At 72.6% G+C, this 26,970-nt stretch carries 27 protein-coding genes and 2 pseudogenes; 9 read left to right on the top strand and 20 right to left on the bottom strand.

The genetic code is table 11. From position 1 onward, the window contains the following. Positions 1 to 171: 171 nt before the first annotated feature. The 13 genes and pseudogenes from dapB to infB form a co-directional block, all read right to left on the bottom strand. On the bottom strand, positions 172 to 939 hold the full coding sequence (gene dapB / locus EAD98_RS03360) for a 4-hydroxy-tetrahydrodipicolinate reductase (protein WP_121652610.1): 768 nt from the start codon (positions 937 to 939) through the stop codon (positions 172 to 174). A 106-nt stretch (positions 940 to 1,045) separates the two neighbouring features. Continuing rightward, positions 1,046 to 2,443 carry a pitrilysin family protein gene (locus EAD98_RS03355; protein WP_121652609.1) on the bottom strand — a complete coding sequence of 466 codons (1,398 nt, stop codon included), beginning with the start codon at positions 2,441 to 2,443 and terminating at the stop codon, positions 1,046 to 1,048. A 47-nt stretch (positions 2,444 to 2,490) separates the two neighbouring features. Next, on the bottom strand, positions 2,491 to 4,866 hold the full coding sequence (locus EAD98_RS03350; protein WP_121652608.1) for a polyribonucleotide nucleotidyltransferase: 2,376 nt from the start codon (positions 4,864 to 4,866) through the stop codon (positions 2,491 to 2,493). A 226-nt stretch (positions 4,867 to 5,092) separates the two neighbouring features. Beyond that, a complete protein-coding gene (gene rpsO / locus EAD98_RS03345) occupies positions 5,093 to 5,362 on the bottom strand; it encodes a 30S ribosomal protein S15 (RefSeq protein ID WP_074317913.1) in 270 nt (89 codons plus the stop codon). A 200-nt stretch (positions 5,363 to 5,562) separates the two neighbouring features. Next, entirely contained in the window at positions 5,563 to 6,492 is a 930-nt protein-coding gene (locus EAD98_RS03340; protein ID WP_121652607.1) for a bifunctional riboflavin kinase/FAD synthetase, read from the bottom strand. Positions 6,493 to 6,602: 110 nt separating this feature from the next. Further along, a complete protein-coding gene (gene truB / locus EAD98_RS03335; RefSeq protein ID WP_121652606.1) occupies positions 6,603 to 7,487 on the bottom strand; it encodes a tRNA pseudouridine(55) synthase TruB in 885 nt (294 codons plus the stop codon). A gap of 55 nt (positions 7,488 to 7,542) precedes the next feature. Continuing rightward, positions 7,543 to 8,856: an MATE family efflux transporter gene (locus EAD98_RS03330; protein ID WP_121652605.1), complete on the bottom strand. Its 1,314-nt coding sequence runs from the start codon at positions 8,854 to 8,856 to the stop codon at positions 7,543 to 7,545. 549 nt (positions 8,857 to 9,405) lie between these two features. After that, positions 9,406 to 9,615, bottom strand: coding sequence for a DUF6186 family protein (locus tag EAD98_RS03325; protein WP_199723267.1), 210 nt, complete (start codon positions 9,613 to 9,615; stop codon positions 9,406 to 9,408). Then, positions 9,615 to 10,022: a hypothetical protein gene (locus EAD98_RS03320; RefSeq protein ID WP_121652603.1), complete on the bottom strand. Its 408-nt coding sequence runs from the start codon at positions 10,020 to 10,022 to the stop codon at positions 9,615 to 9,617. The genes EAD98_RS03325 and EAD98_RS03320 overlap by 1 nt, the downstream gene beginning before the upstream one ends. Before the next feature lie 137 nt (positions 10,023 to 10,159). Beyond that, the gene (locus tag EAD98_RS03315) at positions 10,160 to 11,218 is read right to left on the bottom strand and encodes a bifunctional oligoribonuclease/PAP phosphatase NrnA (protein ID WP_121652602.1); all 1,059 of its coding nucleotides are present in this window, start codon (positions 11,216 to 11,218) and stop codon (positions 10,160 to 10,162) included. Beyond that, positions 11,215 to 11,697: a 30S ribosome-binding factor RbfA gene (rbfA, locus tag EAD98_RS03310; RefSeq protein ID WP_121652601.1), complete on the bottom strand. Its 483-nt coding sequence runs from the start codon at positions 11,695 to 11,697 to the stop codon at positions 11,215 to 11,217. The genes EAD98_RS03315 and rbfA overlap by 4 nt, the downstream gene beginning before the upstream one ends. A gap of 126 nt (positions 11,698 to 11,823) precedes the next feature. Further along, positions 11,824 to 12,120, bottom strand: a complete 297-nt coding sequence (locus EAD98_RS03305) for a DUF503 domain-containing protein (RefSeq protein WP_074317898.1) — start codon at positions 12,118 to 12,120, stop codon at positions 11,824 to 11,826. Positions 12,121 to 12,210: 90 nt separating this feature from the next. Further along, a pseudogene (infB, locus tag EAD98_RS03300) lies at positions 12,211 to 14,280 on the bottom strand (translation initiation factor IF-2); the annotation flags it as partial. A gap of 18 nt (positions 14,281 to 14,298) precedes the next feature. On the opposite strand from infB, the gene EAD98_RS31175 reads away from it, so the two are divergent. The 6 genes from EAD98_RS31175 (at position 14,299) to EAD98_RS03275 (ending at position 18,029) form a co-directional block, all read left to right on the top strand. Then, complete coding sequence (locus EAD98_RS31175; protein WP_199723268.1) at positions 14,299 to 14,520, top strand: hypothetical protein; 222 nt, start codon at positions 14,299 to 14,301, stop codon at positions 14,518 to 14,520. 202 nt (positions 14,521 to 14,722) lie between these two features. After that, positions 14,723 to 15,082, top strand: a complete 360-nt coding sequence (locus EAD98_RS03295) for a hypothetical protein (protein WP_147457320.1) — start codon at positions 14,723 to 14,725, stop codon at positions 15,080 to 15,082. A 164-nt stretch (positions 15,083 to 15,246) separates the two neighbouring features. Further along, complete coding sequence (locus EAD98_RS03290) at positions 15,247 to 16,107, top strand: hypothetical protein (protein ID WP_233583702.1); 861 nt, start codon at positions 15,247 to 15,249, stop codon at positions 16,105 to 16,107. A 125-nt stretch (positions 16,108 to 16,232) separates the two neighbouring features. Continuing rightward, positions 16,233 to 16,574: a YkvA family protein gene (locus EAD98_RS03285; RefSeq protein WP_121652599.1), complete on the top strand. Its 342-nt coding sequence runs from the start codon at positions 16,233 to 16,235 to the stop codon at positions 16,572 to 16,574. A 31-nt stretch (positions 16,575 to 16,605) separates the two neighbouring features. Beyond that, entirely contained in the window at positions 16,606 to 17,013 is a 408-nt protein-coding gene (locus EAD98_RS03280; protein ID WP_121652598.1) for a pyridoxamine 5'-phosphate oxidase family protein, read from the top strand. A 353-nt stretch (positions 17,014 to 17,366) separates the two neighbouring features. Further along, the gene (locus EAD98_RS03275; protein WP_121652597.1) at positions 17,367 to 18,029 is read left to right on the top strand and encodes a C39 family peptidase; all 663 of its coding nucleotides are present in this window, start codon (positions 17,367 to 17,369) and stop codon (positions 18,027 to 18,029) included. Between the two features lie 10 nt (positions 18,030 to 18,039). On the opposite strand, the gene EAD98_RS03270 is transcribed toward EAD98_RS03275, so the two are convergent. Continuing rightward, a complete protein-coding gene (locus EAD98_RS03270; protein WP_121652596.1) occupies positions 18,040 to 19,365 on the bottom strand; it encodes an aromatic acid exporter family protein in 1,326 nt (441 codons plus the stop codon). Between the two features lie 169 nt (positions 19,366 to 19,534). Between EAD98_RS03270 and EAD98_RS03265 the strand changes: the two genes are divergently transcribed. Continuing rightward, positions 19,535 to 20,140 (top strand): hemerythrin domain-containing protein, encoded by a 606-nt coding sequence (locus EAD98_RS03265; RefSeq protein WP_121652595.1) that lies wholly within the window; start codon positions 19,535 to 19,537, stop codon positions 20,138 to 20,140. 70 nt (positions 20,141 to 20,210) lie between these two features. Here EAD98_RS03265 and EAD98_RS03260 read toward each other — a convergent pair whose 3' ends face one another. Next, positions 20,211 to 20,393: an antitoxin gene (locus EAD98_RS03260; RefSeq protein ID WP_074316295.1), complete on the bottom strand. Its 183-nt coding sequence runs from the start codon at positions 20,391 to 20,393 to the stop codon at positions 20,211 to 20,213. A 201-nt stretch (positions 20,394 to 20,594) separates the two neighbouring features. On the opposite strand from EAD98_RS03260, the gene EAD98_RS03255 reads away from it, so the two are divergent. Beyond that, positions 20,595 to 21,728 carry an AI-2E family transporter gene (locus EAD98_RS03255; protein WP_121652594.1) on the top strand — a complete coding sequence of 378 codons (1,134 nt, stop codon included), beginning with the start codon at positions 20,595 to 20,597 and terminating at the stop codon, positions 21,726 to 21,728. Here EAD98_RS03255 and EAD98_RS03250 read toward each other — a convergent pair. Beyond that, positions 21,723 to 22,400 (bottom strand): dienelactone hydrolase family protein, encoded by a 678-nt coding sequence (locus tag EAD98_RS03250; RefSeq protein WP_121652593.1) that lies wholly within the window; start codon positions 22,398 to 22,400, stop codon positions 21,723 to 21,725. The two genes, EAD98_RS03255 and EAD98_RS03250, sit on opposite strands and share 6 nt — an antisense overlap. Positions 22,401 to 22,570: 170 nt before the next feature. Between EAD98_RS03250 and EAD98_RS03245 the strand changes: the two genes are divergently transcribed. After that, positions 22,571 to 22,750 carry a hypothetical protein gene (locus EAD98_RS03245; protein WP_074319115.1) on the top strand — a complete coding sequence of 60 codons (180 nt, stop codon included), beginning with the start codon at positions 22,571 to 22,573 and terminating at the stop codon, positions 22,748 to 22,750. 106 nt (positions 22,751 to 22,856) lie between these two features. On the opposite strand, the gene EAD98_RS03240 is transcribed toward EAD98_RS03245, so the two are convergent. From EAD98_RS03240 to EAD98_RS03225, 4 genes and pseudogenes are all read right to left on the bottom strand, one after another. Next, a complete protein-coding gene (locus EAD98_RS03240) occupies positions 22,857 to 25,229 on the bottom strand; it encodes a glycoside hydrolase family 65 protein (RefSeq protein ID WP_121652592.1) in 2,373 nt (790 codons plus the stop codon). Beyond that, complete coding sequence (locus tag EAD98_RS03235; protein WP_121652591.1) at positions 25,226 to 26,029, bottom strand: HAD family phosphatase; 804 nt, start codon at positions 26,027 to 26,029, stop codon at positions 25,226 to 25,228. The genes EAD98_RS03240 and EAD98_RS03235 overlap by 4 nt, the downstream gene beginning before the upstream one ends. 60 nt (positions 26,030 to 26,089) lie before the next feature. Continuing rightward, on the bottom strand, positions 26,090 to 26,554 hold the full coding sequence (locus tag EAD98_RS03230) for a DUF4442 domain-containing protein (RefSeq protein ID WP_121652590.1): 465 nt from the start codon (positions 26,552 to 26,554) through the stop codon (positions 26,090 to 26,092). A gap of 62 nt (positions 26,555 to 26,616) precedes the next feature. Beyond that, positions 26,617 to 26,970, bottom strand: a pseudogene (locus EAD98_RS03225) (hypothetical protein); the annotation flags it as partial.

Here is a 26,970-nt window from a genome sequence, read left to right as displayed (position 1 = left end):
GGGCAGCACTGCACGCGGACGCGGGCCGGCGGGCGAGCGAACGGGCGGACGCGAGCGAACAGGCGGGCGTCGGCCGGCGGGCGGGCGCGGGCCGGCGAGCGAACAGGCGGGCGCCGGCCGGCGAGCGCGCCCGGATCGACGTGCGGGCGCGCGTGCGGAGGAGCGGATCGGTCAGTCGAGCAGGGCGTCGAGGCCGACCGTGAGGCCCGGGCGGTTGCGCACCGCGCGTACGGCCAGCAGCACACCCGGCATGAACGACGCCCGGTCGTACGAGTCGTGCCGGATGGTCAGCGTCTCGCCGGTGGTGCCGAAGAGCACCTCCTGGTGGGCGACGAGCCCGGTGGCGCGCACGGCGTGTACGCGTACCCCGTCGATTTCGGCACCCCGCGCGCCCGGCACCTCGTCCTTGGTGGCGTCCGGCACCGGGCCGAGGCCGGCCTCGGCGCGGGCGCGGGCGATCTGCCGGGCGGTGTGCGTGGCGGTGCCGCTCGGTGCGTCCAGCTTGCGCGGGTGGTGCTGCTCGATGATCTCGACGGACTCGAAGTGCCGGGCGGCCCGCGCGGCGAACTGCATCATCAGCACCGCGCCGATGCCGAAGTTCGGGGCGATGACCACGCCCACCTCGGGCTTGTCGGCCAGCCAGCCGCGCACCTGCTCCAGCCGCTGCTCGGTGAAGCCCGTGGTGCCGACGACCGCGTTGATGCCCTGGTCGATGCACCACCGCAGGTTGTCCATGACGACGTCGGGCGTGGTGAAGTCGACGACCACCTCGGCGGTGGACACGGCGGAGGGGCTGTCGCCCTGGTCGATCGACGCGGCGAGTTCGAGGTCGTCGGCGGCGTCGACCGCCTTGCAGACCTCGACGCCCATCCGGCCGCGCGCACCAAAAACGCCGACCCGCAGCGGCTGGGCCGGGGTCTTCTCCTGCTCGTCAGTCACGGGGCACAACCTATCCCAATCGGGACGTGCCCCTCCGGCCGGATCCGGTGCGCTCCACCAGCTGGTACGCCCACCTCGGCGCCCCGACCGCGACGGGCGGCAGCCCTCAGACCGCGAAGTCACCCTCGCCGAAGGGGCCGACCACGGCCAGCGACATCGGTCGGCTGAGCAGCTCGGCGGCGAGGACGTTCACGTCCTCCACGGTGACCTCGTCGACCCGGCGGAGCAGCTCGTCCACGGGCATCAGGTCGCCGTAGAGCAGCTCACCCTTGGCCAGCCGGCTCATCCGGGACCCGGTGTCCTCCAGGCCGAGCACGAACGAGCCCTTGCTCATGCCCTTGCCCCGGGCCACCTCGGCCTCGGTCAGCCCGTCGGCGGCCACCCGGGCCAGCTCGGCGCGGGTCAGGGCCAGCACCTCGTCGACCTTGCCGGGCGCGCAGCCGGCGTAGACGGCGAACAGGCCGCTGTCGGCGTACTGGCTGGCGTAGGAGTACACCGAGTACGCCAGGCCGCGCTGCTCGCGGATCTCCTGGAACAGTCGGCTGGACATGCCGCCGCCGAGCACGTTGTTGAGCACCCCGAGGGCGAAGCGCCGCTCGTCGATGCGGTCGATGCCGGGGCAGCCGAGGAGGACGTGCGCCTGCTCGGTCTCCTTCGACTCCACCAGGGTGGTGGCGCCCCGGGTGCGTACCGCCGGGGTTGCCTTGCGGTACGGCGCCGGGGTCGCCGGGTCGCTGTCCAGCGGGGTGCCGCGCACCGCCTGGCGGACCAGCTTGACCACCGCGGCGTGGTCGAGGTTGCCGGCGGCGGCGATGATGATCTGCGGCGCGGTGTAGCGGCGCCGGTAGAAGCTCTGGATCTGCCGCCGGGTCATCGGCGTGACGGTCTCCTCGGTGCCGGAGATCAGTCGGCCCAGCGGGTGGTCACCGTAGATGGCGCGGGCGAAGAGGTCGTGCACCTCGTCACCGGGCTCGTCGTCGTGCATGGCGATCTCTTCGAGGATCACGCCGCGCTCGGTCTCCACGTCGGCCGGCTCCAGCAGCGAGTCGGCGACCAGGTCGCACATCACGTCGATCGCCAGCGGCAGGTCCTCGTCCAGCACGCGGGCGTAGTAGCAGGTGTATTCCTTCGTGGTGAAGGCGTTGGTCTCGCCACCCACCGCCTCGATCTGCGAGGAGATCTCCAGGGCGGTGCGCTTGTGGGTGCCCTTGAAGAGCAGGTGCTCCAGGAAGTGCGCGGCGCCGGCCTGTGGGCCGGTCTCGTCCCGCGAGCCCACCGCCACCCAGATGCCGAAGGAGACGCTGCGCATCGCCGGGATCGCCTCGGTGAGCACGCGCAGGCCGCTGGGCAGCACGGTACGTCGTACCGTGCCGCCCAGCGGGTCGTCGCTGAGCGTCCGGGTCACCGCCCGGGCGGTGCCGCCGGAGCGGCCCGCCCCGGTGTCCCGGGACGCGACCACCCCCCGTCGATCCGGTGGAAACGGCGCACTGAAGGCCCGACTCACGTGGTGCTCCCGGTTCGACGAGGGGTGGGTGATGCGAGGTACGACGATCAGCTGTGCCGGGTCCGGCGGCGCGGACGCTCGCCGCCCTCGCCACCCTCGCCGCCGCCCTCGCCGCGCTCCGGGCCACGGCCGCCACGGTCGCCGCCACGCTCGCGGTCGCCGCGGTCACGCGGGCCACGGTCACCCCGGTCGCGGCCAGCCGGCCGGTCGCCACCGGCAGCCTCACCGGCGGCCGGCGCCTCGGCGCCCTCCGGGCGGACCTTGTCCAGGTAGATCTTGCCGCGGGCGTCGATGTCCGCGATCTCGACCTCGACCCGGTCGCCGACGTTGAGGAAGTCCTCAACGCGCTCGACCCGCTTGCCGTCGCCCACCTTGGAGATGTGCAGCAGGCCGTCGCGACCCGGCAGCAGCGAGATGAACGCGCCGAACGCGGCGGTCTTGACCACCGTGCCGAGGAACCGCTCACCCTGCTTCGGCAGCGTCGGGTTGGCGATGCCGTTGATCCGGTCCACCGCCGCCTGGGCCGACGGGCCGTTGGTGGCGCCGACGTAGATCGTGCCGTCGTCCTCGATGGAGATCTCGGCGCCGGTCTCGTCCTGGATGGCGTTGATGGTCTGCCCCTTCGGGCCGATCACCATGCCGATCTTGTCGACCGGGATCTTGACGGTGGTGACCCGCGGCGCGTAGTCGGACATCTCGGCCGGAGCCTCGATCGCCGCCTTCATGACACCGAGGATGACCTGCCGCGCCTCGTTCGCCTGCTGCAGCGCGGCGGCCAGCACGTCCGACGGGATGCCGTTGAGCTTGGTGTCGAGCTGGAGCGCGGTCACGAACTCCGGCGTGCCGGCGACCTTGAAGTCCATGTCACCGAACGCGTCCTCGGCACCGAGGATGTCGGTCAGCGTCACGTACTGGGTCTTGCCGTCCACCTCGTCGGAGATGAGCCCCATCGCGATGCCGGCGACCGGCGCCTTCAGCGGCACACCGGCGCTGAGCAGGCCCAGCGTCGAGGCGCAGACCGAACCCATCGAGGTGGAGCCGTTGGAGCCGAGCGCCTCCGACACCTGCCGGATGGCGTACGGGAACTCCTCGCGCGACGGCAGCACCGGGATCAGCGCCCGCTCGGCGAGCGCGCCGTGGCCGATCTCGCGACGCTTCGGCGAGCCGACCCGGCCGGTCTCACCGGTCGAGTACGGCGGGAAGTTGTAGTTGTGCATGTAGCGCTTGCGGTTCTCGGGGGACAGCGTGTCCACCATCTGCTCCATGCGGAGCATGTTCAGCGTGGTGACGCCCAGGATCTGGGTCTCGCCGCGCTCGAACAGCGCCGAACCGTGCACCCGCGGCAGCACGCCGACCTCGGCGGTCAGCGGGCGGATGTCCCGCGGGCCACGCCCGTCCATGCGGACCTGCTCGCGCAGCACGCGGTTGCGCACCTCGGACTTGGTCAGCGACCGGAAGGCGGCGCTGAGCTCCTTCTCCCGACCCTCGAACCGAGCGCCCAGCTCCTCGGCGACCCGGGCCTTGACCCGGTCCAGGGCCTCCTCGCGGTCGGCCTTGCCGGAGATGGTGATCGCCTCGGACACGTCGGCGCGGGCCAGCTCGGCGACCGCGTCGTACACGTCGTCCTGGTAGTCGAGGAAGACGGGGAACTCGGTGACCGGCTTGGCGGCGACCTCGGCCAGCTCGCTCTGCGCGCGGCACAGCTCACGGATCGCCGGCTTGGCGGCCTCCAGGCCGCTGGCCACGATCTCCTCGGTCGGGGCGGTGGCACCGGCCGAGATCAGGGCGACGGCGTTCGGGGTGGCCTCGGCCTCGACCATCATGATCGCGACGTCGCCGTCCTCGAGCGTGCGGCCGGCCACGACCATGTCGAAGGTGGCGCGAGCCAGCTCCTCCAGGGTCGGGAAGGCGACCCACTGGCCGTCGATGTGCGCGACCCGGGTCGCGCCGATCGGGCCGGAGAACGGCAGGCCGGAGAGCTTGGTCGACATCGAGGCGGCGTTGATCGCCACGACGTCGTACGGGTGCTGCGGGTCGAGCGCGAGGATGGTCTCGACGACCTGGACCTCGTTGCGCAGGCCCTTGACGAACGACGGGCGCAGCGGCCGGTCGATCAGGCGGCAGGTGAGGATCGCGTCCTCGCTGGGCCGGCCCTCACGGCGGAAGAACGAGCCGGGGATCCGGCCCGCGGCGTACATCCGCTCCTCGACGTCGACGGTCAGCGGGAAGAAGTCGAACTGCTCCTTCGGGTGCTTACCGGCGGTGGTGGCGGAGAGAACGACCGTCTCGCCCAGCTGGGCGACGACGGAACCGGCGGCCTGGCGAGCCAGCCGACCGGTGGAGAAGGTGATCTCACGGGTGCCGAAGGACCCGTTGTCGATCACGGCGGTGCGGGATTCGGTGCCGAGGTTGGTCTCGGTCATGTGCTGTAGTGCTCCTTCGCGTCGTGGGCCCCACGACACGGGGAACTGCTCAGCCGGCCGGTCTTCGATCGAAGCGCCCGGGTGGCCGGCATGATGCCGGGATTCCCGGGGGCCACTACCGGAGACCGGTACGCTGACCGGCTCCCTGTCGGGTGGTCGCGCGGCCCGTGTTCTTCAGGTGGGACGCCGATCGGGGGAGCGGCCGGTCGGCCACTCCCCCGTCACGTCACCGGCGCAGGCCGAGCCGCTCGATGAGCGACCGGTAGCGCGCAATGTCCTTCTTCTGGACGTAGTTGAGCAGCCGACGGCGCCGGCCGACCAGCAGCAGCAGCCCACGGCGGCTGTGGTGGTCGTGCTTGTGCACCTTCAGGTGCTCGGTCAGCTCAGCGATCCGCTTGGTGAGGACCGCGACCTGGACCTCCGGCGAACCGGTGTCGCCCTCGGCGGTCGCGTACTCCGCGCGGATCGTGGCCTTGGCTTCCTGGTCGAGCGCCATGTTCTCCCTGTTTCAGTGGGTTGATCAAGTAGGTGTCCGTCGTCCCGATGGACCGGGAACGGACCGGTACCTCGCACCCGCGGCGTCGAGCAGGCACGCGAGGCCCCACGCCGGTCACCCGACGTTTCCGCCAGACTACCAGCACCCGCCGAAAGCGCCCGGTCAAGGGCCTCGGCGAGGGGACGCGACGCGGGGGACGATCAGCCCAGAGCACGCCGCGTGCGCTCGACGTCCTGATTCATCTGCGTGATCAACGGCTCGATCGAGTCGTAACGGATCTGCCCCCGCAGGTGCGCCACGAAGTCCAGGGCCAGCCGCTCGCCGTAGAGGTCGCCGTCGAAGTCCAGGGCGTACGCCTCCACCCGCCGCTCCCGTCCGGAGAAGGTCGGGTTGGTGCCCACCGACACCGCCGCCAGCAGCGGCTCGCGCTGCCCGCGGCGGACCAACCGGGCCGCGTACACCCCGTCGGCGGGCACCGCCGCGTACCGGTGGCAGAGCAGGTTGGCGGTGGGAAAGCCTAGCTCCCGCCCCCGCTGGTCACCGCGGACCACGACGCCCTCCAGCCGGTGCGGGCGGCCCAGCGCGGCCGCCGCGGCCCCCACGTCGCCGGCGTCGACGCAAGAGCGGATGTACGTCGAGGAGAAGACGGTGCCGTCCTCGGCGACCAACGGGCCGCCCTCCACGCCGAAGCCGAACGTGCGGCCCAGCCGCTCCAGCAGCGCCACGTCGCCGGCCGCCCGGTGCCCGAAGCGGAAGTTGCTGCCGACCACCACCAGCGCAGCGTGCAGGTGCTCGACCAGGATGTCGTGCACGAACTGCTCGGCGGGCAGCCGCGAGAACTCCGGGGTGAACGGCACCACGCAGAGCACGTCCACGCCGAGCGCCTCGATCAGCTCAGCCTTGCGAGCCGGCTCGGTGAGCACCGCCGGATGCGAGCCGGGGCGGACCACCTCGGCCGGGTGCGGGTCGAAGGTGACCACGACGGACTGCACGCCCAGCTCGCGGGCCCGGGCCACGGCGTGCCCGATGGTCGCCTGGTGCCCCTTGTGCACGCCGTCGAAGACGCCGATGGTGACGACCGAGCGCCCCCACCCGCCGGGCGCCGCGTCGTACCCCCGCCACCGCTGCATGCCGCTCCCCTCGGTAAGGAAGGGCTCCTTCCTGACGCCTCGCGCCGCGGAAGGGCCCCTTGTTGACACTCGCCCGGCGGATCCGCGCCCCGGGCGTACCGGCCCCGCCGTCAGGCCGGGGCGAGCACGATCTCGGCGCGGGCCCGCCCGTCCCGCTCGCTGACGATAGCGATCAGCCCGCCGGACGGCCCGAAGACGGCGTACGGCCCGGTCAGGCCGGTCGGGTCGAGCGGCCCGCCGTGGGCGAGCACCCGCGCCTCGTCGGGCGTCGCCTCCCGGCGTGGGAAGAACCGGTCGGCTGCCGCGTCGAGCGGCAGGTTGACCACGTCCGGGGCACGTTGCTCCAGCTCGTCGAGGGTGGCCGCCTCGGCCAGGGTGAAGCCACCCACGGCGGTCCGGCGCAGCGCGGTCAGATGCCCACCGACTCCGAGCGCCAGGCCCGCGTCCCGGGCGATGGCCCGGATGTACGTGCCGGAGGAGCAGGTGACGTCGATGTCCACGTCCACCACGTCCGGCTCGGTGCGACGGATCGCCAGCACCTCCAGGCGGGAGATGGTGACCCGCCGCGCGGGCAGCTCGACGCTCTCCCCGTCGCGCACCCGCTTGTACGCCCGCTGACCGTCGATCTTGATGGCGCTGACCGCGCTCGGCACCTGGTCGATCTCCCCGGTCGAGGCGGTCAGCGCCTCCCGGATGGCGTCGTCGGTGACCTGACCGGCCGGGGTGATGGCGATCACGTCACCCTCGGCGTCGTCGGTGACGGTGGCCTGACCGAGCCGGATGGTGCCGGTGTAGCTCTTGGCCGCGCCGATCACGTACGTCAGCAACCGGGTGGCCCGGCCCACACCGATCACCAGCACTCCGGTCGCCATCGGGTCGAGCGTGCCACCGTGCCCGACCCGCCGGGTCTTCGCCAGTCGGCGGATCCGTGCCACCACGTCGTGCGACGTCATGCCGCCGGATTTGTCGACCACGATCAGTCCATCGGTGCTCACGTCGCCCAAGCCTGCCAGACGCCCCGGAGGGCGACGTGTGTGGGCGGGCGCCGCCTCAGCGGACGACGCCGACGACCGCCCAGCGGCCGTCGCGCAGCCGCAACAGCAGGGCGACCAGCCGGATCACCACGAACAGGGTGAGCCCGGCCCAGATGCCGCCCAGCCCGAGGTCGAGCCCGTACGCCAGCCAGATGGCCGGCAGGAAGCCGCCGAGCGCCGCCACGATGGTGAGATTGCGCAGGTAACGCACGTCGCCGGCGCCGATCAGCACGCCGTCGAGCGCGAACACCACCCCGGCCAGCGGCTGCATGGCGACGAACCAGGGCCAGGCCACCATGGCCTGCTCGCGTACCTCGGGATCGGAGCTGAACCACGACGGCACCACGCCGGCGCCGGCGGCGATCAGCAGCGCGAAGCCGACACCACAGAGGCCGCCGAGCAGCCCGATCCGGCGGGCCAGCGACCGGGCGCCCGCCTCGTCGCCGGCCCCGAGCGCGGCGCCCACCAGGGACTGCGCGGCGATCGCGAGCGCGTCGAGCACCAGCGCGGTGAAGAACCAGAGCTGGAGGGCGATCTGGTGGGCGCCGACGGCGGCGGCGCCGAAACGGGCGGCGACGGCGGTCGCGGAAAGGAAGCTGGCCTGGAACGCCACGCCACGGATCAGCAGGTCCCGGCTGAGCACCAACTGCTGGCGGATCAGCTGCGGCCGGGGTCGCAGCGACACCCGTTCGGAGACCAGCGCCGCGGCGAAGAGCACCCCGGCGAGCGTCTGGGCGATCACGTTGGCCACGGCCGAACCCACCAGACCGAGCCCGGCGGGATAGACCAGCAGCGGGCAGAGCAGCGCGGAGAGCAGGTTGGGGCCGAGCACGAAGAGGAGCGGGCGGCGGGTGTCCTGCACGCCGCGCAGCCAGCCGTTGCCGGCCGCGGCGAGCAGCAGGCCGGGGGCGCCGAGCGCCGCGACGCGCAGCCACTGCGCGGCGGCGTCGGCCACCTCGCCGCCACCTCCGGCGAGGGTACGCGCGAGCGCGCCGCCGCCGATCTGCATGCCGACGGCGACCAGCAGCCCGACACCGAACGCCAACCAGGACGACTGGACGCCCTCGGCCACCGCCGCCGCCCGGTCGCCGGCGCCGTAGCGGCGGGCCGAACGCCCGGTGGTGCCGTACGCGACCACGGTGCCGAGCCACGCGGCGAGTGTCATGACCGTGCCGCCGACGGCGAGCGCGGCCAGCGGCACCCGGCCGAGGTGACCGACCACGGCCGTGTCGACCAGCACGTAGAGCGGTTCGGCGGCCAGCACCACGAGGGCGGGCAGGGCGAGGCCGGCGATTCGGCGGGGGGACGCGGCAAGCGTGCTGGTGTCCATCGCCGGCGATCCTGTCACGAGCTCAGTAAGGATCGCAAGGGTGGCCAGCACTTACCGGCGGAGGCCGGCGGGGGCTACCCCGTAGGACGATGCGGGATCAGTGCGCGGGGTGTCCCGGACGGGACGGAACCGATCGGGCGGTGACGCCTCGGACAAAGGCCGTCGACGGCGTCACCGCCGGACGGATCGGGTCACTGACGGGTGTCCATCGACGTCTGGAGCGCGCGGCGGGCCTGCTCGCGGGCGTCGTCGGCGGTCTCCGGCTTGGGCTTGTTCGGCATGGTGGCGCTCCTTCCGGTGTGCGAGCCACCGGCACGCGGCGACCCGCACGGGCGGTCGTGCTGAGCGCCCCACGGCGGTCCGGGGTTACCGGAGCAGCCGGCTGGGCGGTGTGCGCCCGGGTCGGTCTGACCCGGGAGGGAGGCGGCACAAGGTGTGGCACCACCACCCGCGACCTGCACCGCAACCGGTGCCGGCCGTCTCCCAAGCTATCGTTCAGGTCCACATACTGCTCACGGTTCCCGCCATCTGGACGGGCTACGACCCAGTTCAGCGGGCCAGAAAGTGCCAGCCCAGCCACCACCAGAAGCCGAACAGACCGATCCGGCCCACCGGCACCGGGCCGACCTCGTAGCGCATCACGTACGCGCAGACCTCGCCCAGGGTGGGGATCCGGGAACCCTCCCGCCGGGCCAACCACTCGACCACGCCGAACAGGGCCAGTGCGGTGAGGAAGCCGCCGATCGCGAGCGCCCGCATCATCGCCGCACCAACCCCCAGAACGCGGCCAGCCAGGCGAACCAGGCCGCCGACCGGGTCAGATGATCCTCCAGGAGGGGATCGGCCAGCCGGGAGAAGGTGGGGAAGTCGTCGCCCACCGCCAGCACGAAGGTGACACCTTCGAAGACCCCGAAGACGACCACCGGCAACGCCCACCAGGCCGCGCCCGCGCCCAGCCGGCGCGGCGCCGGGCGGCGGGCCACCCGGTTGCTCAGACCGAGCCAGATCAGCACCCCGCCGGTGCCCAGGGTGTACAGGTTGGCCTCGGTCGAGAAGGACGCGAACCGGCCACCGACGAGCGACAGACAGACGAGGACCGGTACGGAGACGGCAGGCCGATCCCAGGCACGGGGGGCCTCCACGGTGAGGTCGTGCGGCTGCTCCATCCCGCAATTCTTCCCGGTCTCACCGAACGCGGGAAGACCAACACTCCCCGGAGTTGACCCTGATCTCCCCCCACCGCAGGGCGGTGGGGACCGGCGCTCCGCACCGGGTCCGGGCCGTACGACGACGCGGGGCCCGGTCAGCCGCCGGGGCGGATCAGCGCCGCGTCCAGCTGGCCGCGGATCGCCTCGACCACCTGCTCGACGGCGCCCCGACCGGTGAACCCGGCCGCGAATTTGTGACCGCCACCGCCCAGCGCGACCGCCACACGGCTGACGTCGACCGCGCCCTTGCTGCGCATCGAGACGGCCCACTCGGCAGGCCTGGTCTGCTTCAGCACGCAGCTCACGTCCGCCTCGGCGGTGCACCGCACCGAGTCGATCAACGCTTCCAACACGTAGGGTCGCTGGTCGTGCCGGGCCAGGTCGTCCAGGGTGGCGAAGGTCCACACCAGGCCCCGACCGTCCGCCTCCGCCGGCTCCAGCCGGGCCCGGCCCAGCACCTCGCCGAAGAGCCGGACCGCGCCGAAGGGACGGGTGTCGAAGACCCGCCGGGAGATGTCACCCGGTGAGATGCCGGTGGCCAGCAGCCGGGCGGCCAACTGGTGCACCGCCGGGGTGGTCGCCTCGAACCGGAACGAGCCCGTGTCCGTGGTCAGTGCCACGTAGAGGCACTCCGCGATGGCCGGGTCCAGCGGCACACCGAGCCGGCCCAGCAGCTGATCGGCCACCACCGAGGTCGCCGCCGCCGCCGGGTCCACCAGGTTGACCGTGCCGAAGCCGGTGTTCGAGGCATGGTGGTCGAGCACCAGCGCGGCGGGCGCGGACGACAGGCGTCCGACCAGCTCACCGAGGCGCGACTCGCTCGCCGCGTCGAAACAGATCACCAGGTCCGGGTCGGGATCCGCGGCACTGGCCGGAACCAGCAGGTCCAGCCCGGGCATCCCCCGGAACGGCTCGGGCACCTCCGGCGGCCCGGGAAAGGTCGCCTGCAGGTGGCGTACGCCGAGCTGACGCAGGCCCAGACCGAAGCCGAGCATGCTGCCCAGCGCGTCGCCGTCCGGGTTGACGTGACAGATCAGCAGCACCCGTCCGGTCGGCGCGAGGCCGCGCACCAGCGCCTCGGCCGCCGCCCAGTCCGCCTGGGTGGGGCCGGCACCGACGGCCGTGGCGAGTTGGGGACCGGCGTTGCCGGTCACCGCGCTTCCTCACCCCGGGGGTTCTCCGGGACCTCGGCGCCCTCGTCGGTCTCGTCCGACTCCTCGTCGACCCGGTACGGCTGCGCCTCGCCCGCGTACTCGGCCTGCGCGGCGAGCCGCTGCACCTCGGCGTCCGCGTTGCGGGCCGCGGCGAGCAGGTCGTCGATGTGCTTGACCTGGTCCTGCACGTCGTCCAGGACGAAGGTGAGCGTCGGCGAGTGCCGCAGCCCGAGCGCCTTGCCGACGGTGCTGCGCAGCAGACCCTTGGCGCTCTCCAGCGCCGCCGCCGTGTCCGCCTGGGCCACCGCGTCACCGAGCACGGTGTAGAAGACCGTCGCGTCGCGCAGGTCAGCCGTGATCCGGGCGTCGGTGATGGTGATCATGCCGAGCCGCGGGTCCTTGATCTGGCTCCGCACCACCGACGCGACCAGCTCACGCACCCGTTCCGCGTGCCGGCGTACCTTGGCCGGATCAGACATCTCGCCACCTCCACGGCGTCCTGCTCCCGGCCGACGCGGCGACCCGCGGGCCGCCGGCCGACCGGCCAACATCTCGAACATTACCTTCGCGACCGGCCGGGTCGCCGAGCACCGCCGGCACCCTGGTCAGTCGTCCTCCGCGCCGTACAACCGGCGCCGGACCGACAGCAGCTCGGCCTCGGGGCGACCGGCCACCAAGCGCTCGCAGGAATCCAGCACCTCGCGGACGTGCGCCGCCTCGGCGGCCACCACGGCCACCGCTATCTGCGCTCGCCCGTGCAGGTCGAGCGCACCCACCTCGGCGGCCGAGACCTCGAAGCGGCGCAGCGCCGCCACGATCGGCCGTACATATGATCTCTTGGCTTTGAGCGACCGGGAGTCGCCCGGCAGCAGCAGGTCGAAGACCGCGGTTCCGGTGAACATCGCCCCGGACGATACCGCCAACCCGCCCCGCATGATCAAGGGGTTTACGCCGAACGGCGTAAACCCCTTGATCAGCGTGTCACCGCCGGATCAGGCGCGAACCTTCTCCCGCATCTCGAAGGTCTCGATGATGTCGCCGACCTGGACGTTGTTGTAACCACCCAGGGTCAGACCACACTCGAAGCCCTCGCGGACCTCCGTGGCGTCGTCCTTGAACCGCTTCAGGGAGCTGATCGTGAGGTTGTCCGCCACGACCGTCCCGTCCCGAAGCAGGCGCGCCTTCGCGTTGCGCCGGATGACACCGGACCGGACGATACAACCGGAGATGTTGCCGATCTTGGACGAGCGGAAGACGTCGCGGATCTCCGCGCTGCCCAGCTCGACCTCCTCGTACTCCGGCTTGAGCAGGCCCTTGAGCGCCGCCTCGATCTCCTCGATGGCCTGGTAGATGACGGTGTAGTACCGGATCTCCACGCCCTCGCGGTCGGCCATCTCGCGGACCTTGTTCGAGGCCCGCACGTTGAAGCCGATGATCGTGACCGGCTCGGACGAGGCGCTCGCGAGCATGACGTTGCTCTCGGTGATCGCGCCGACGCCCCGGTCGAGGACCTTGAGCTGGACCTCCTCGGGAATGTCGAGGTTGAACAGCGCGTCCTCCAGGGCCTCCACCGAACCGGAGCCATCGCCCTTGAGGATGAGGTTGAGCGCAGTCTTCTCGCCCTCCTTGAGCTGCTCCATGAGCGTCTCGAGGGTGGCCCGACCACGGGAGTTGGCGAAAGCCGCCGCCCGCCGCCGCGCCTGGCGCTGCTCGGCGATCTGCCGCACCGTACGGTCGTCCGCCGCGGCGAGGAACGTGTCACCCGCGCCGGGCGGCGCGGTCAGACCCAGGACCATGACCGGACGCGCCGGCCCGGCCTCGGAGACCTGGTTGCCGTTCTCGTCGAGCATGGCCCGGACCCGGCCGTGCGCCCCACCGGCGACGATCGAGTCGCCCGCCCGCAGGGTGCCCTTCTGCACCAGCACCGTCGCCACCGCACCGCGGCCCTTGTCCAGGTGCGCCTCGATGGCCACACCCTGCGCCGGCCCGTCGATCGGAGCGGTCAGCTCCAGCGACGCGTCGGCGGTCAGCAGGACAGCCTCGAGCAGCTCCTCGATGCCGATGCCCGGCTTCGCGGCCACGTTGACGAACATGGTCTCGCCGCCGTACTCCTCGGCGACCAGGCCGTACTCGGTCAGCTGCTGGCGAACCTTGTCCGGGTTGGCCTCCGGCTTGTCGACCTTGTTGACCGCGACCACGATCGGCACGTCAGCCGCCTTGGCGTGGTTCAACGCCTCGATCGTCTGCGGCATCACGCCGTCGTCGGCCGCGACCACCAGGATCACGATGTCCGTCACCTGGGCACCACGAGCACGCATGGCGGTGAACGCCTCGTGACCCGGGGTGTCGATGAAGGTCACCGCGCGGTCCAGGCCGTCGTGCGGCACGTGGACCTGGTAGGCACCGATGTGCTGGGTGATGCCACCCGCCTCGCCGGCCACGACGTTCGCCTTACGGATGGCGTCGAGCAGCTTGGTCTTACCGTGGTCGACGTGACCCATGACGGTCACGACCGGCGCACGGCTGACCAGACGCTCCTCGGCCACCTCCGCGTCGAGGTCGATGTTGAACTGCGCGAGCAGCTCGCGGTCCTCGTCCTCCGGGCTGACGATCTGGATGTCGAATCCGAGGTGCTCACCCAGCAGCTGCAGGGTGTCGTCAGAGCAGGACTGGGTCGCGGTGACCATCTCGCCCAGGTTGAACATCTCCTGGACCAGCGAACCCGGGTTGGCGTTGATCTTGTCGGCGAAGTCCGACAGCGAGGCGCCACGGGAGAGCCGGACGACCTGACCCTGACCCCGGGGAGCACCCGAGCTCATGGTCGGAGCCGACAGGTTGTCGAACTCCTGTCTGCGCTGCTTCTTGGACTTGCGACCGCGCGTCGGCCGGCCACCCGGACGCCCGAAGGCACCCGCGGCGCCACCGCCACGGCCACGACCGCCCGCACCCGGACGACCGCCGCCACCGGCCGGAGCACCCGGACGGAAACCGCCACCGGGAGCACCACCGCCGCCGCCGGGACCGCCACGGTAGCCACCGCCACCGCCGGCACCCGCGCCGCCACCGGGGCCGGACGCAGCATGGACGGCCGGCGCGGCGAGTCCACCACCGGCCGGTCGGCTGCGGCCGGACGGCAGGGCGCGGCGGGCGGCAGCGGGGCGAACCGTCCGGGGGTGCTCGGCGGGCACGGCCGGTCGGAGGCCGACGAGTCCGACGAGCGGATGACCTGGCTGACGGAGGACGAGATGGTGTGGCGGGACGGCGGAGAGGCTCCGCCGTCGGTGCTCGGCACCGGCGACTGATTCCCGTCCGCCGGCGGCGCCCTGCCTGTCGGCGGTGCCGCGCGAACGTGTCGTGGTGGCCCCTGCCGGATTCGATCCGGCGGGGGTCGCCGCCGTTTCGGGTGCCGGCGGCTTCGTCCACTGTGCGCGTCGTGGCGACGGTCACGCCCGAACGGGCGGTTGCCGAGCTGCGTTGTGACGGGGCGGACGTTAGGTTGGTCAGGTGTCCTCCGCAGCGCCCGTCCGCCCAGCCCGCTGGGCGGTGCTGCGGTCACTGCGGGAGCTGACCCGGCTGGCGGTCACCGCGCTGGTGCTCGCGGTCGGCCTCGGCGGCGCCCTGGCCGCGACCCCGCCTCCGGCGCCGACGCAGCTGCGGCCCAGCGTCGTGAGCAGCCGGGTGGAGACCCTCCGGCCCGACGCCGTCCCCGCCGTCCAGCGGGCCAGCCGGCCGGCCGCGTCCCGACCCGCCAGCGCTGTCGACACCGCCGCGGCGACCGGCCCGGTCACCGAGGGCACGGAGCACGCGCCGGCCGATGAGCCGGGGCGTGGCATCCCGCCCCGGCGCGGCCCGCCCACTCGCTGACCCCGGCCGGTCACCGGCCCGCGATGCGCGCGGCCCCGTCGGGCTCACCCGTCCGGAGCTCCCGTCACCGCCGTCGGCCGTTGCCAGGCCGTCACACCGGCCGGAGTTCCCCGAACTGGTGACCAGCCGGAGCGGGACCGTCAGCGGGCCATCCACCTGCGCCGATGCCGGCGAAACACCCGTCCGCCGCCACCCGTCGATACCCGTCGTTCGACCGTGAGGTGCTGATCATGCAGACCGTCCTCTCCACCGTCCTGCCCGACGTGCCCCGGGCCGCCGCCATCTGGCTGAGCCTTCTCGGGGTGGTCGCGGTCACCGTCGCCGCCCTGCTGGTGCGCCCCGGCCGACTTCGTCTCGATCCGGGTGCCCGGATCCGCCGCGCCGCCATGCCCAGTCAGCTTGAGCAGGCGCAGGAGGAACGGGAGCAGAGTCGCTACGCGCAGGAGGTCGCGGTGGCGGCCGAGCGGGCCACCACCACCGCCCAGCGCCGCCGGGCGGAGTGGGTCGCCGCGCAGGAGGAGGTCGAGGCCGCCTGGCAGGCGTACGAGGCGGCCGAGGCGGCGGTCCGGCGACTCGGCGCCGCGGCCGCGATGCCGCTGCCGCACACCGCCCGAACCCCGGCGGAGTACGTCGACCGCGAGCGCTACCTGCACCGGGCCGCGCTGGACGCGTACTGGCGGCGGGAGCTGTCGGTGGAGCAGCTCAGTGACGTGTTCGCGCACCGCGACGGCTGGGACCCGCGGTTGCACCCGGTCGAGCAGGAACTGGTGTTGCAGCGGGCGATCCGGGACAATCTGGCCGCGCGGCACGCCGCCGCCGGGGAGCGGGAGCAGGCCGCGTGGCGCGCCGCCGAACTGGCCGTGGCCGCCGCTCGCAGCCTGCGGGAGGAGGCCCACGCGGCGACCCGACCGCGGGTTGCGGAGTCGGCCTCGGTGCTGCCGCTGAGCGAGGTCGTCCCGTCGGTCGAGCAGACCCGGGAGAACCAGGTGGTCGCCCGCGGCCGCGCGGCGGTCCCCGCGTTCTGACCGCTCGGCACGACGTGACCGGCCGACCGGCGGCGCGTTCGGGCGGAAGACCGGACCGGCGATGGCGACCGCGTGCCGGCAGCCGTCACCGGGCCATGCGGGCTTCGGTGGGTTAGCGTGACGGAATGTCCCGACAGGCGTGGGTCCTCGTGGTGATCGCCGGCATTCTGGCCATCGCCACACTGGTCGGCGCGGTGGTGCTGGCGGTGCGGGTGGTGCGGACCCGACGGCTGCTGACCGGGCTCGGCGCAGGCGGCAAGGTCGCCTTCTACGGGGCGCTGATCTACACCATCTTCCCGGTCGACCTGCTCCCGGATCCGATCTACCTGGACGACATGGGCGTTCTGGCGGGGGCTCTGATCTACCTGACCCGGCTGGTGCACCAGCGCCGGGCGGCCGGCCGCCGCCTGCCGGGGCAGCCGGACGCGCCGCCGGACCCGGACCGGACGCGCCGCTCCGTGCCATGATCGTGGTCGGATCGGCGGACGGGGGACGGTCATGGCGGGCGATCACCGGTTGGACGTACGCGACGAGCGTGTCGCCGCGTTCTGCGCGGAACGGCACCTCGCGACGCTGACCACCGTGCGCGCCGACGGCACCCCGCACGTGGTGCCGGTCGGGGTCACCCTCGACCCGGCGGCCGGGCTGGCCCGCGTGATCACCTCCGGCACCTCCCGCAAGGCACGACACGTGGAGGCCGCGGGCGCCGCGGGCATCCCGGTGGCGGTCTGTCACGTGGACGGCCGGCGCTGGTTGACCATCGAGGGGCGGGCGGTGCTCCGCTCGGACCGGGCCGCCGTCGCGGAGGCGGAGCGCCGCTACGCCGAGCGGTATCGGACTCCCCGTCCCAATGCGGAGCGGGTGGTCATCGAGATCACCGTGACCGGCCTGCTGGGCAGCCTCTGAACCGGCACCCCTGATCGGCCCCGTCGATCCCCGCAAGCCACGGCTCCACAACGATGACCGTTTCATCCCGGTATGAGCGGATGCTGTTCGGCGTCACCGCCGCCGACGGCGCATCGTGAGCGTCGGCACAAATCCCCCGGAATCCCGCCCGACCGGCGGCCGTTGCACCCGTGCGCGACATGCGTGCCGGGGGAGCGGACGGCGGAATGCCCGCCGGAGCAGGGCCGTTACACCCCCGGTAGGCCCCGGCCGGAACGGCCGCGGGTCGTCGCCCCTGATGAGCCGAGCGCCATTCCCGGTGCTGCCGCCCTCCGCAACTCGGAGGCGCCGACCCCCCGAACGGAGACTCGACCATGAATCCGATCATCCAGAAGAGCGGTCTGTCCGTCGCCGGCATCCTGGTCGCCGGCGGCTGTGCCCTCGGCCCGGCCGTGTCCGCGCAGGCCGCCCCGGTGCAGGGAGCACCGACCACGGCGAGCCAGGGCGACCGGAGCGGTCAGACCGGCCGTTCCGCCGAGCGGATCCTCGGCATCGACTACCAGGCCCAGCCGAACTTCTACTACTGCGGGCCCGCCGCCACCCGCATCGCGCTGTCCGCGCAGGGCAAGGCGCTATCCCAGGACGAGGTGGCCAAACTGCTCGGCACCACCGAGGCGGGCACCCCCTCGGCCCTGGACACCACGCGGGTGCTCAACGAGCTGACCGGCGGCAAGTACCGGACCACGGAGATTCGTGACTCGGTGGCCCGCCCCGAGCAGGTCGAGCAGCTGCGCCGGGACGTGCTGGCCGCGGTGGACGCGGGCCGGCCCGTGGTGGCCAACATCAAGGGCACGACCGTGGACATCGACGGCAACCCGCACTCCTACGAGGGCGGCCACTACCTGACCCTGGTCGGTTACCGCGACGGTGGCGACATGATCCGGATCGCCGACCCGGCCGACCCGGCGCTGGGCGAGTACTGGATGAGCCTGCCGAAGGTCGCCAACTGGATCGCCGAGCGCGGCTACTCCTCCTGACCCTGCCGTTTCACCGGGCCGGTCTCCCCCTGTCGGGGAGGCCGGCCCGATCGTCGTTGCGCCTACGGGCGGCGAGGTGCGACCGCCGTCGGGCCCGGGTCGCCCGGGTCGGCCGGGAGCGGTGCAGGTGTCGCCGGGCCGGCGGATGGATGGCCGCCTCCCCAACGCCGGCCGCCCGGCGCACGGCCGTGTTCGCGTCGTCCGGGTCGCAGCCGGCGGCACGGAGCAGATCGCTGGCCGCGGTTCGCAGGCCGGTGACGAGGGCTTCACCAAACGAGCCGACCCCGGTTGCAGCGGCCCGCCCAGCCAGTTCGGCGCACTGCTCGACCAACTGTCGGGTGCGCTCGGGGTAACTACCGACCCGGCACTCCCTGCGCATCTCCGCCGTCGCCCGGCCCAGTCGGGCTATCGCGTCCGGCAGCTCCGGTGGGATGGTCTCGTTGTACTGGAGTGCGGTGGCCGACCAGCGGGCCATCGCGCGGCTGTCCAGCAACAGCCGCTCCAGTTGCCCGGCGGTGCGGGCGTACTCGTGGTACTGCTGGCGGCGGTGCCAACGGGCCGGAGCGATCGTCACCACCTCCTCCGCCCCGCTCAGCGCCTCGTGCAGCCGGCTGAGATCACCCTCGGTGCCGCGGAACCGCTCCAGGACCCGCATCGCCCGGTCGGCGTCGCGCTTCCGCAATGCCTGCGACAGCTCGTCGAGCTGCTCGCAGAGGATCTCGAAGATCGGCGACGCGGCCCGGTCGAGCACCCGCAGCGGGTTGACCGGCAGGAGCAACGCGACCACCGCCAGGCCGACCACGCCCCCCACCAGCGCGTCGAAGATCCGGGGCAACTCCAGACCGCGCTCCATCGGGGCCAGCGTGGAGATCAGCACGGCGGTACCGCCGGCCTGACCGACCAGTTGGCCACCCTTTCCGGCCACCAGCAGCGCGCTGGCGATGGCCAGGGCGACCACCGCGCCGGTCTGCCACGGCCCTGAGCCGAGGAAGAAGCGCAGCGTGTCGCCGATGACGATGCCCAGGCCCACGCCGGCCAGCAACTCGAAGGTGCGCCGGGCCCGCTGCCCGATGGCGGTGGCGATCGTACCGACGGCGGCTGCGGGGGCGAAGACGTGCGCTCCGGGACCGAGCAGCTGCTGCGCGATCAGGGCGGCGAGCCCCGCGGCCAACCCAGCCTGGATGGCGATCACCAGCGTGAGCTCCCACTGCCGGGCTCGGACCCGGCCGGCCTGCCCGCCGCGGTGCCGCACCCGCTCGACAGCCTGGCCGCCCCGCTCGGCAGCCTCGTCGAGGCGCGACCGGTCACTCTCGACTGGTGGGCGGTCATCGGCCATGGCGGGGGTTACCCGGACGTCACGGGGACAGTCGTCCCCATCTGCCCCGCGGGCACCAACAGACCACCCTGTGCCCGTGAAATCCATCGGTGGGTGTGGGTTTGTCGAATGTTTGCGGGGTACCAGGCCGCACACACCCACCGATCCGCAACCGGTAAGGGGCCGTGAGATGACCAACCCGCAGAGCACCGAGGACCAGGATGTCGTCGACCTCCTGGTCGCCGACCACCGTGCGGTCGAGACCCTCTTCGTCGAGCTGGAGACCCGGCAGGGCACCCCCGAGTACCGTCGCCAGCTCGTCGACGTGGTGATCGCCGAGCTCGTCCGCCACTCGGTGGCCGAGGAGATGTACGTCTACCCGACCGCGCGCAAGGCGCTCCCCGACGGCGACCAGATCGCCGAACACGAGATCACCGAACACGCCGACGCCGAGCGGACGATGAAGGAGCTGGAGTCCGTCGACCCGTCCGACCCCCGCTTCGACGACGTGCTCGCCCGCCTGACCAGCACCATCCGACACCACGTACGGGACGAGGAGAACGAGCTCTTCCCCCGGCTGCGCGCGGCGACCGCCCGGGAGGAGCTGGTCGAGCTGGCCGACAAGGTGACGGCGGTCAAGGAGATCGCACCGACCCGACCCCACCCGAGCGCCCCGGACCACCCGCCGGCGAACAAGCTGATCGCCCCGGGCACCGGCCTGGTGGACCGGGTGCGCGACGCGCTGAGCGGCCGGCCGACCTCGATGCGCGAGCTGCGCGAGAAGAACCAGCACTGACCCGCCGCCGATCCGGCCACGACAACCCGGGCCGCCGCGTGCACGGCGGCCCGGGAGGCGGTCCGGCGCGTCAGCGGACCTGGTCGCCCTCGCCGGTACGCGCCTGAGCCTGGTCCACACCCTTGTCGATCTGGTCGTCGTACTTCCCGCCGGTGCGCTTGTCGGCCATGTCGCCGGCCTTGTCCAGCCCCTGGTCCACCTGCTTGTCGTGCTTGTCCGCGAAATCCTTGGCCTTGTCCATGAAGTCACCCATGGCGCTCCTCCTCCACTCCGGTCACTCCTGTCAGCGTTCCCTGGGTCGGGTAGCGCAAACCGGTCAGTCCGGACGGCGGAGCCTGCCGCGGGCCGTCCGGGCCACACCCGCCACGCCGACCGGTCACCCGCCGTTGGAGCGGTACGGGTGTCGGCGCACGGCCGGCCGGGTACCGACCTCGCGAGATCGAGGAGGACCGACATGGTGGCAGACGAGCCCGGGGCGGGCACCGGGGCGACAACGGGCGGCCCTGGGCCGCGCCAGGCATGGGCGGGGCTGCCCTGGCTGGTCCGGACCGCGGTGTTGTGGAGCGCCTGCCTGGTGGTGGTCGTCGTCGGGCTCTACCTGCTGGGCCGGATCGCCGTGCTGCTGGCGCCGTTGGCCATCGCGCTGGCGGCCACCATCTTCCTCACCGCGCTGCTCGACCCGGTGCTGCTCCGGCTGCGCCGGTTGCGGCTGCCCGCGTCCCTGGCCGCGCTGCTCACCGTCCTGCTGCTGCTCGGCATCCTCGTGGGGGTCGGCGCGCTGGTGTGGAACCTGACCGCGAGCCAGTTCGACCAACTCAGCCAGGAGCTGACCCAGGGACTGGACCGCAGCCGGGACTTCGTCACGTCCACCCTGCCCGTCACTGACGCGCAGCTGGACCGACTGGTCGACCAGGCCCGGCAGGGGCTGAGCGGCAGCTCCCCGGATCCGGTGGCCGGCGCCCGGACCGTGACCGAGGTGCTGGGCTCCGCGCTGCTCGCCCTGGTGCTGCTCTTCTTCCTGCTGAAGGACGGCCGCTCGATGTGGCACTGGGTGCTGTCCCGGATGACCGGCCCGAACCGGCCCGTGGTGGCCGAGGCGGGCAGCGCCGGCTGGCGGACGCTGGGCGCGTACAGCCGGGGCACGATGCTGATCGCCGCGATCGACGCGATCGGCATCGGCCTGGCCCTGGTGGTGTTGCGAGTGCCGCTCGCCCTGCCGCTGGCGCTGATCACCTTCCTCGGCGGGTTCGTGCCGATCATCGGCGCGACCGTGGCCGGGGCGGTGGCGGTGCTGGTGGCGCTGGCCGCCAACGGGCCCACCACGGCGCTGCTCACCCTGGCCGCGGTGATCGCCGTGCAGCAGATCGAGGGCAACCTGTTGGAGCCGTTGGTCATGAAGCGGCAGGTCCGCCTGCACCCGGCGGTGATCCTGGTGGCGGTCACCGCCGGCACCCTGATCGCGGGCATCGCCGGCGCTTTCGTCAGTGTCCCGATCACCGCCGTCCTCTGGCGCATCGTCGACACCGTCCAACGCCAGCGCACCGCCCCTCCCGCGGTGGAGGTGTCGGGCACGCCGTCAACCTCATGATCGACGCGAGGGGGCGGTCGTGCGGCTGAGGTGCGTGGTGAACCAGGTGCCGGCTTGGTCGGCGACCTGCTCCAGGGTGCCGGGCTCCGCGAAGAGGTGGGTGGCACCGGGCACCACCCGCAGCTCGCCGACGTCCCCCAGCTCGGCCAGCGCCTGCTCGTTGAGCGCGATGACCTCCTCGTCCAAGCCGCCCACGAGCAGCAACGTCGGGGTCCGTACCTGGGCCAGAGCGGCGCCGGCCAGGTCGGGTCGACCGCCCCGGGACACCACCGCGGCCACCCGGTCCGCGCGGGACGCCGCCGCGACCAGGGCTGCCGCGGCACCCGTGCTCGCTCCGAAGAGGCCGATCGGCACGTCACCGGCGGGGCGCTCGGCCGCCAACCAGTCGACGATCCCGGCCAGCCGGCTGGCCAACAGCCCGATGTCGAACCGCAGTTCGGCGGTGCGCGCGTCCACCTCGTCCTCGGCCTGGGTGAGCAGGTCCACCAGTACCGTGCCGAGTCCGCGATCGTTCAGCGTCTGTGCCACCGCCACGTTGCGCGGGCTGTGCCGCGAGCTGCCGCTGCCGTGCGCGAAGAGCACCACGCCCACCGGCTGCGCGGGCAGCATCAGGTCCGCGGGGAGTTGAGCGTCCCCGACCGGGATCGTCACCGTGCTGCGCTGCTCGTCCATGCCCCACCCTTCCCGTACTCGTCTGTGCCGGGGGTACCCAACCCGTCGCGCCGCACGCACCCGGCCGCGTCGACCGTGGGTGGTGTTTGCCGGGTGGGCCGTCGGGTAGGCGAGGGGCGACCGCAGACCGTGTCGGCGCAACCGCGCCCCGACGGATCGCGAGGATCGCCATGGCCCAGCAGCAGACGTCGCGGCAGCAGCAGATGGATGAGCGGAACCGGCGGGAACAGGACGCCGAGCGAAGCCGGGACTGGGGGGACGAGGCCGCGCAGGCGCGGACTCCCGAGGATCCCCGGGCGATGGCGCCCAGGGACGCGTTGGGACGCCCGTCCACCGGCGAACCCGTCTGACGCACCGGCCGGGTCCACCGACGGTCCGGGGCCGCCCCGGCGCTCGACCGGCGAGGGCCCACCTGAGATTTCGACGGCTGGGGCGGGAGTGATCCCGCCCCAGCCGTCACTGCTCGTGCTCGGGCAGCCGCAGCAGCGGCGACCTGCCCGGCGGTTGCTCCGGCGGCGGCCCGGACGGATCGGCCGGCGGCACCGGCACGGTCACCGGCTCGTCGCAGGTGACCCGCAGCACCTGGTCGTGGTGGCGCAGCTCCACCACGTCATCCGGGCCACCGTGGCGCAGCGAGTACGTCGTCTGGTGCGGCCGCACGTCCACCCGCAACGCCAACCCGCGCCACTGGAGCGAGAACTCCAGCCGGCTGAGTCGGCTGGAGAGCCGGGGCGCGAACGACAGACGACCATCGTGGTCCCGCAGTCCGCCGAGCCCACCGACCAGGGCGAGCCACGCCCCGGCCAGCGAGGCCATGTGCACGCCGTCCCGAGTGTTCTCGTTGAGGTTGTGCAGGTCCATCAGCGCGGCCTCGCGCAGGTAGATGTGCGCCAGCTCGGGATGGCCCACCTCGGCGGCGAGCACCGCCTGGGTGCAGGCTGACAGTGACGAGTCGCGTACGGTGCGGCGCTCGTAGTAGTGGAAGTTGCGCACCTTCTGGTCGGGGGTGAACGCGTCCCCCCGCCAGTGCATGGCCAGAACGAGGTCGGCCTGCTTGACCACCTGCTTGCGGTACAGGTCGAAGTAGGGGTAGTGCAGCAGCAGGGGATACTTCTCCGCCGGCGTGTGCGCGAAGTCCCACTCCTGGAGCCGGGTGAACCCTTCCGTCTGCTGGTGGACCTGAAGCTCCTCGTCGTACGGGACGTGCATCGAGCTGGCGGCGTCCCGCCAGCTCGCCGCCTCCTCGTCGGTGACCCCGCGGTTCAACGCCTCATCCCGGTAGCGCATCACCACGTCGGCGGCGGCGTAGAGGTTCCGCTGCGCCATCAGGTTCGTGTAGATGTTGTCGTTCTTGATCGCGGTGTACTCGTCGGGGCCGGTGACTCCGTCGAGGTGGAACCGCCCGTGCCGGTCGTGGTGGCCGATCGAGCGCCACAGTCGGGCCGTCTCCACCAGCAGCTCCAGCCCGATCTCCCGTTCCAGGTCGGTGTCCCCGGTGACCAGCACGTAGCGGCGCAGCGCGTCGGCGATGTCGGCGGCGATGTGGAAGGCCGCGGTGCCGGCCGGCCAGTACCCGGAGGATTCCGGACCTTCGATGGTCCGCCAGGGAAAGGCCGCGCCCTTGAAGTTGAGTGTCTCGGCCCGCTCCCGGGCCTGCTCCAGAGTGCTGTATCGCCAGTGCAGCGCGTTGCGCACGGCGCTCGGCTGGGTGTAGGTGAGCACCGGCAGGACGAACATCTCGGTGTCCCAGAACGCGTGCCCGTCGTAGCCGGGGCCGGTCAGCCCCTTCGCCGAGATCGGCCGACGCTCGGCCCGGGCGCCGGCCTGGAGCACGTGGAAGAGGCCGAAACGGACGGCCTGCTGCACCTCCGGGTCACCCTCGACCCGCACGTCGGCCGCGTCCCAGAACTCGTCGAGGTAGCTGCGCTGCTCGCGGCAGAGGCCGTCCCAGCCGTCCAGTCGGGCCCCGGCCAGCGCCGCCCCGACCTGGTCGCGCAGCGCGGGAAGCGAGCGCCGGCTCGACCACCCGTACGTCAGGTACTTGACGATCCGCAGTTTCTCACCGGGCTTGAGTACACAGGCGATCGTGGTGCGGACCCAGTCCTCGTACCCCTCGGACTCGATGGTGGTGCGGTCCGGGCCGTGCACCTCGTGTTCCATCGCGGCGGCCACCCGCAGGCCGGACACCTTGGTGCGGTGGATCAGCTGCCCGCCGTCCGGCGTGGTCAGCTCCTCCTCGGCCTGCAACGGCGACTCCAGCACCGCGGCGACCCGGGGGTCCTTGCTCTGCGCGGGCAGCGTCTCGTTGGCGACCAGCTCGGACTGCACGATCAGCCGGAGCGGACCGTCGACGGCCTCCACCTCGTAGTTGATGGCGGCGACCGATCGCTGGGTGAACGACACGAGCCGGGTGCTGCGAACCTTGACCTCCCGGCCGGCCGGCGAGCGCCATTGCAGCTCCCGGTGCAGGGTGCCGGCACGCATGTCGAGGATCCGCTCGTGGGAGAGCAGCTCGCCGTAGCGCACGTCGAGCGGTTCGTCGTCGACCAGCAGCCGCATCAGCTTGCCGTTCGTGACGTTGACGATGGTCTGCCCGGACTCGGGAAAGCCGTAGCCGGCCTCCGCGTACGGCAGCGGACGCAGCTCGTAGAACGAGTTGAGGTACGTGCCGGGCAGGCCGTGCGGCTCGCCCTCGTCGAGGTTGCCGCGCAGTCCGACATGCCCGTTGGAGAGCGCGAAGACGGACTCCGACTGGGCCAGCACGTCCATGTCCAGCCGGGTCTCCCGGACGTGCCAGGGCTCGACCGGATAGGCCCGTTCCCGGATCACGCCAGGCCCCGCTCTCCGGCGGGGTTCGTGACGGCGGGCGGTGACGGTGGGTCGACGTCACCCGCGTCGAGCAGGTCGGCGAGGTCGGTGACCACGATGTCGGCGCCGTGCGTGCGCAGCTCGTCGGCCTGCCCGACCCGGTCGACGCCGATCACGTAACCGAAGCCGCCGGCCCGACCGGCGGCCACCCCGGAGAGCGCGTCCTCGAAGACGGCGGCCTGCGCCGGGTCGACGCCGAGCAGCCGGGCCCCGGCCAGGAACGTGTCGGGGTACGGCTTGCCGCGCAGGCCCTGAGCCCGGGCCACCAGCCCGTCGACGCGCGCCTCCAGCAGCCGGTCCAGCCCGGCGGCTGCGACGACCTCGCGCCCGTTGGCGCTCGCGGTCACCACGGCTCGGCGCAGCCCGGCGGCGGTCGCCGCCTCCAGGTAGCGCACCGATCCCGGATAGACGTCGACGCCGGCGCTACGGAGGCGCTGGAGCAGCAGGACGTTCTTGCGGTTGCCGACTCCGTTGACCGTGTCGGCGTCCGGCGGGTCGTCCGGGCTGCCTTCGGGCAGCACGATCCCGCGGGAGGCCAGGAACGACCGGACGCCGTCGGCGCGGGGTCGACCGTCGACGTAGCGGTTGTAGTCCGGGCCGGGGTCGAACGGCTGGAACGGCTCACCGGTGGCTGTGGCGCGCTGCCGCAGGAACTCGTCGAACGTCTCCGTCCAGGCGGCGTTGTGCACCTTTGCGGTCTGCGTCAGCACACCGTCGAGGTCGAAGAGACAGGCGGTCACGTGAGCAGGTAGGCCCAGCACGCTACGAATCTAACCATCCGTCCGGGTTGGCAAACCCGTTTCCGCCGCCACCGGCGCGGCTCAGTTCGGCCGCAGGGTCCAGATCACGGTCATCGCCGAGGTGGGCGTGCCGTCCTCGGTGGTGATCTCCACCTCGACCGGGAACTCTGGCCGTCTGCCGGACTCCAGCTCATCGACCACCTCAAGAGCCGGCCGGCCCAGCCGCGCGATGGCCAGCACCGGCCCTCGTGCCAGCTTGCGATAGGCGATCTCGGCGCGGACGGCGAGCGGCACGGCCCGGTCCAGCAGCTGCCCGAATGCTGCCAGCACCACCGCGCCGGAGGCCGTCTCACCGAGGGTGAACATGGCCCCGGCGTGCGGCCCGCCGACGTGGTTGTGGGTGGCGGGCGAGTCGGGGAGCCGGACGACCGCCCGCACCCCGCCCGCCGCCTCGGGCGCCACCTCGACGAACTCGAACCCGAGCGTACGGGCGAACGGGACCGCTTCCAGCATGCCGGCCGCCACCTGGCGAGAGTCGATGGTCATGACCTGACGTTACTAGCCGGTAACCATGCCGGCAACCAGGGATTTCCCGGCCCGGACGGTGCTCAGAGGTTCGCGATGGTCCGCAGGATCTCGGCGTAGAAGTTGCCGTCGATGCTGCGGAAGAGGGCGAAGTCCTGACCCGGGTCGCCGAAGAACGGACGCAGCGTCCAGGCCAACTGGGTGCCGACGAAGCCGAAGAGCAGGATCCAGATGTAGAGCAGGGTCATGCTGGCCGGCCGCTGCGTCGGCTCGCCACGCCGCACCGGGGGGCTGGCCCACGGACGGTGCGGCTGCCCGTAGCCGGGGGGCAGCATGCCGGGCGGGAACGCGGGGACGGCCGGCTGTCCGCCCCACTGAGCGGGAACCTGTGCCGGAGCGGCCGGCGACCCGGCGTCGGGGGCGGCGCCGTTCGGGAG

The sequence above is a fragment of the Micromonospora sp. CV4 genome, from assembly GCF_003667455.1.
In the GTDB taxonomy this organism is placed as follows: Bacteria; Actinomycetota; Actinomycetes; order Mycobacteriales; family Micromonosporaceae; genus Micromonospora.
Note: the sequence above shows the minus strand (reverse complement) of the source record. Positions and strands in the feature narration are given on the sequence as shown.